This is a genomic window from Acidovorax sp. HMWF018 (assembly GCF_003061035.1).
GTDB classification, from domain to species: Bacteria; Pseudomonadota; Gammaproteobacteria; order Burkholderiales; family Burkholderiaceae_C; genus Acidovorax; species Acidovorax delafieldii.
On sequence record NZ_QAIM01000328.1, the window covers coordinates 1 to 4,860 of the forward strand.

At 58.1% G+C, this 4,860-nt stretch carries 6 protein-coding genes; all 6 read left to right on the plus strand.

The features are described from left to right. Nucleotides 1-612: hypothetical protein (locus DBR23_RS12350; RefSeq protein ID WP_233250424.1), on the plus strand; the 612-nt coding region annotated here is incomplete at its 5' end. After that, nucleotides 609-980, plus strand: a complete 372-nt coding sequence (locus tag DBR23_RS12355; protein WP_108498440.1) for a hypothetical protein — start codon at nucleotides 609-611, stop codon at nucleotides 978-980. The genes DBR23_RS12350 and DBR23_RS12355, both read left to right, overlap by 4 nt. A 16-nt stretch (nucleotides 981-996) precedes the next feature. Continuing rightward, nucleotides 997-1,527, plus strand: a complete 531-nt coding sequence (locus DBR23_RS12360; protein WP_108498441.1) for an SPOR domain-containing protein — start codon at nucleotides 997-999, stop codon at nucleotides 1,525-1,527. A 35-nt stretch (nucleotides 1,528-1,562) separates the two neighbouring features. Continuing rightward, a complete protein-coding gene (locus tag DBR23_RS29300) occupies nucleotides 1,563-1,943 on the plus strand; it encodes a hypothetical protein (RefSeq protein WP_146191321.1) in 381 nt (126 codons plus the stop codon). A 562-nt stretch (nucleotides 1,944-2,505) separates the two neighbouring features. After that, a complete protein-coding gene (locus DBR23_RS12375; protein ID WP_158276452.1) occupies nucleotides 2,506-3,123 on the plus strand; it encodes a glycine zipper 2TM domain-containing protein in 618 nt (205 codons plus the stop codon). Between the two features lie 302 nt (nucleotides 3,124-3,425). Next, nucleotides 3,426-4,860 (plus strand): hypothetical protein (locus DBR23_RS12380; RefSeq protein ID WP_146191322.1); only part of this gene is annotated, 1,435 nt, incomplete at its 3' end.

Here is a 4,860-nt window from a genome sequence, read left to right on the forward strand (position 1 = left end):
TTTGGCCTCGATCTACTTTGTAGTCCTCGTGGGCTCGGCTGCATGGATAACAGCCGCATCAAGAACATCGACGGCTCAGGTCTGCGTCCGCTGCATCACGTGGTTGGCGATCTGTGCAGTTCTCTTCTTCAACGTTACCCCTCGCCCCTGGTAGAGCAGGACTCAGACATGACAGTGGACCCCTTGTTCGCGTTCATCGCAATCACATCCCCCATCATCGGCTTGTCCGGACTGCTGGCCTATTCGCGCTGGCGCAGCCACCGCAAATTCGCGCACGTCAAGCAGAAGGCACGCCAATACGTGAGCGAGGCTGAAAAAAGAAGAGTCCTGATGGAAAAGGATGTGATTCGCTGCAATGCTCATTTGCACCGAATCGCCGAAATCCTCCAGGGATCCTCCGGTGACATCGACGGGCGGGGCGAGACAGCCGTAGTAACGCTGCACCAGGCTCTGGAACGCCTCGCAACAGCGACCACCGAGACCGCAGCACTGGAGCGTGACGTTCAGACGCTAAACGAGGCCGCATCGCTGCTGCGAGACCTCAGCTACGCCTACGAGCTGTACCTCAAGGACAGTGCCAGCCGGATCGGCGGTGAGGTGGTCACGTCATGAACAGTTTGCCGGTGAAAGCTACGCTCATTGCGTTATTGGCTGCAGCGTGCACGCAAGGCTACGCTCAGGAGGACAAGGCTGACCAGCCGATAGGATCGGACTTCGGGGGCCAAAAGTGCCCCCTGCAGTCATTCAATGAAGCGAACTTCAGCAAAGTGGAAGAGGGCATGAGTGCGGCCCAGGTCAATGAGATCTTTCGGTGTCGACCAGCGGTCCACTTGACGATCCGCAAAGACTACGCCGTTCAACTCTTCTGGACAACGATCGGAACTGACCTCAAGTGGGTGCAAATCTGGTTCGACAAAGATGCTCAGAAGGTGACACGCGTACACCCCAAGTTCGACTTCAAGGAAAAGATCGGGTTCTGAGTAACGCATGGGCTGAATGCGCAAATCACGACGCTTCTGGTTGGCAATGCTGTGCGGCGTTTTCGCGGGCGCGGGCATTGCCCTGGCCATCGCGCTTTGGGTTGCAGCATTGCCCGTTCCAAGGTTCGCTGCCAAGTACCGTACAGATGCGCAGGACGCTATTGAAGCCACTCAAACAGCGAACTGGAACCCCAATCACCTGTTCTGGCCAGAGCGCCCTATGCCTCCCATGCCTGTGCGCTCGGCAACGAAGATTGAGTCCAAGGAAGACGCTCATCTGGAAGCGGATCTTCCTATCCAAGCAGCATCCCCCAGGAATACCGCAGCGCTACCGCTGATTGAATCAAGGCTGCTACCGTCTGCAGACGCCGCAAACAAAGTGATAGGTGATCTGCGTAACCTCGGCCTTCAGGCTCGACTTGTGCGGCGCGGCCCTGATGTGCTCGTGCGCATGGGCCCGTTCGATGACCCTAAAGAAGCGGAACGGGCTAAACAAGCCTTGGTATCCGCCGCCGGGCCCGGAGTCACGGTCAGACCGCTGGAGTAGGGTTGACAGCCGCGTAGAAAGTGGAAAATCAAAGCATGCAAAAACACAGTTCCACCCTCGCAAGACTGGCTCTCGCTTCTGCCGTATTAGCCGCGACCCTCGCTGGTTGCTCCTCCAACAAGGCAAACACCCCGGAGGACGCGATCCTCAGCTTCATGAAGGCAGCATGCGCGAACGACGAGGCTGCAATGGACAAGGTGTATATCGACGGCAAGGCAACCAGCTTTGGAAAACTGATGGCAACCGCCATCTGCAAGGAAAGCGGACCCAGCAAGTCTTTCATCGTGACCAACAAAGCGGAAACCAACGGGGTCACCGAACTCATTGGCAAGCTGCAATTCGCGTCGAAAACATCAGGTCCCATGATGTTCAAGTTGAAGAACACACCGGACGGATGGAAGCTCGTCCACGGCTGAGCGCATCCTTCACAAGTAGCCCCCGCGCCCTTCAGCTCAGTAGCAAAGCGCTGCTCAAAGCGCAGATTCGCGTTATATTCCCCAAGCCTTTCACTCTGTGAACTGCGCGTGCCCTGTGCACGCCCCATCCTCTGGCACGTCTGTGCCAATCCCGTACGGGCCTTTGCGCCCTATGGGCGCCTGGGTCCGGTTTTTCAACCTCTCCCATGCAGAAAAGTCAGCCGCAAGCGTTTCATTCGCCCTCGGCAGATGAAGCACCGCAACCGCTGGACGTGCAAAGCCTGAATACCTTTCGGGCCCGGCAAGTCGAGCGGGGCACTCCCGTGCGTTTCATTTACCGCGGTAGCGCGGTCGATATCGTCAGTGGCCAGGTCCAAGACCCAGCCACCCCGGTTTCGCACCAAATCACGTACTGGAACTTCGATCGAGCTACGGCCCTGGCCGTCGCAGAGATCACAAGAACCAAGCCAGTGTTCGCACACTGAACTTCGGTTCACTTCAACCATCCCTGTTCGCAATTCAACGCGGACGCTCTCCTTTTGGAAACATCATGACTACTCAAGTGTTTGCTCGCGCCTGCGCGATGATCTTTGCTGCTCTTGCCTTCTCTACGGGGGCCATGGCGCAAAGCGGCTACGGCTACAACGCCGCGCAGCTGCGCGGCAACGTGCAGGACGCAACCGTTGTCCAGACGCGCAATGTTCAAGTTGAACAACCTGGCTACCAGGAACGCACCGTTGGCACTGCCATCGGTGGGGTTCTCGGTGCCGTCGTCGCCAATGCTGCTGCAGGTAAGCGCACCAGCACAACAAGCCGTGTCATTGCGACCGGCCTTGGGGCCGCATTTGGCGGATACGCTGGGAACAAGATCACCCAGCAGATCGCCAAGAAGGATGCCCAGGAAGTCATCATCCAGTTGCCAAACGGCCAGATGACAGCCGTGGTGCAGCCTATGCCCGCAGACCAACTGAACCCTGGCGACAGTGTTCGTGTTCTGCAGCAAGGAGGTCAGACGCGCGTTATTCGCACAGCAGGCCACTACCAAAGTGGAAATGCCAATGTGAACTACGCACAACCGTACCAGCAACCCCCCGCTCAGTTCGAGCAGGGCGCCAACTGGGACGCACAACCTCGCACTTGGACTACGCCCGCTGGATTCCGTCCGGCAGGCGAGTTCTGAAAGCTTGCGCGGTCTAAACCGACGAGCCAAAAGGCCCATGCTCTTCCTTCGGGGAGCCATGGGCCTTTTTTTTGGCCCTACAAGTCATTGCCAAGAGGCGTAGTGATCGCGTGGCGCACGCATTCTCACTGCCGTAGCCCGGCCGCTTGACGGGAAGGTAATCCCCTGTAGTCTGAAATTTCATCCCGTAGCCGAACAGACAACTAAGACGGTGGATATCGGCACTTTTTGACCGATTCCCGCGACCGCATTGCGAACGTTTGCGTCTATGGTCCCGTTCAAGCACATCCAGAAAACCGCCAATGCAAAAGAGAAAGTTTCTCCAGTTCTTCGCCCTCAGCTCTGCAGGTCCTGTTTTGACAGGATGCGCCACCCAAGGCACCGTTTTCAATGACGTTTTCGCGCCCCCGGCGCCCAAGACATCGAGCCTGAATAAGGCACCGCTGAGCGCCGATGAAATTGCCTCTGCTGCGCAAGCCAAGGCCTTGATCAACGGAGCCAGTGGCGGCTCCACGGAGGCAGATCTGCGAGAAGCCGGCATGCAGTGGAAGCAGCAGCTGCAGCCATTTTTGGCCTCCAAGCACATCGCGCTCGATCAGGCAGGCCCCCTTGCGCTGGCCACCGCCAAGATGCTGCGCTTGATGGATATGGGATACGACCAGCTTGATAACGCCAAGCAGGGGCGCGCGACGGCAACACGCACACAGGTCAACGGCACCGTAGTTACCGTTCCGCCTCGCTCCACTGTCGAGTTTTCTCAGCGCGGCTACTGCCTCGACGCCAGCCTCCCAGCGCCTAGCAGTCGGGAAAAATTCGTGCTGCGCAAGGTGGATCAACTCATCCCCGAGCCCCTGCTACCTGTCTACCGTGGTCTCTATGCACTGGCAAAAGAAGATCGTGATGTACGCCGCACGATGCAATATCTTGTGTGGGCGTTGCGCGAGGCTGGGACACAGGGCAAGCACGCCAAAGCTGTTTCCAAAAGGCACCTGGACATGATGGCCCGCGCATATCCGGACGGGGACCGGGTATTCATGCAGTATCACATGCAGGAATTGGAAAAGACGGCCAATCCCCTGGGTGATGTTCTGCGGGCTCTCACGACGGTCAAGAACCGCCGCGGTCAAGAGTTCAACCTGATCGATGGCTTTCGAAATGCGGAGAGCAACGACCCGCAACATGCGCAGGGTCTTGCGGACAACACATTGAATGAGGTGACGAACGGAACGGTTCCTGGAGCCATCCCCGAGGACGATAGCGACTACACGATGCTCGCTCCCGGAATCGCCGCACAGACGGTCGGCAAGACACTGCTGACCCCCTCCATCACGATCACGAACACCACGGACCGGCCTTTCGAGTTTGACACCAAGGATTACTACGCCGAATCTCAGCGCCAGACGCAGCGTGTTGGACTCGGTGCCCCTGATAGCGTCTCGGAGCGCACGAGAATGGGGCCATCAAAGGAGTTCCTTGACCAATTCAAGGCCGATGGCATTCGTTCGGTTCGCGATCTTATTCTCGACAACCTGCACCGCCAGGTTCAAGACCTGCTCCTCGGCCGCACCTTTGCGGGCAAAGTGATCAACAAATCCTTGGCCCCCATGCTCAGCGCGGTTCCAATTCTCGGAAACCTGCTGAGCCTGTCCAACCTCATCACCGGCAAGGACTGGGCCACTGGCGAGCCCCTGGGATGCGTCGCGCAAGGCCTTGCCGCCATTGGGGGTCCCCTCGTTT

Excerpts from the sequence above, each read along its gene's own strand:
- DBR23_RS12355 (WP_108498440.1), top strand. The coding sequence starts at position 609 with ATGAACAGTTTGCCGGTGAAAGCTACGCTCATTGCGTTATTGGCTGCA.
- DBR23_RS12360 (WP_108498441.1), top strand. The coding sequence starts at position 997 with ATGCGCAAATCACGACGCTTCTGGTTGGCAATGCTGTGCGGCGTTTTC.
- DBR23_RS29300 (WP_146191321.1), top strand. The coding sequence starts at position 1,563 with ATGCAAAAACACAGTTCCACCCTCGCAAGACTGGCTCTCGCTTCTGCC.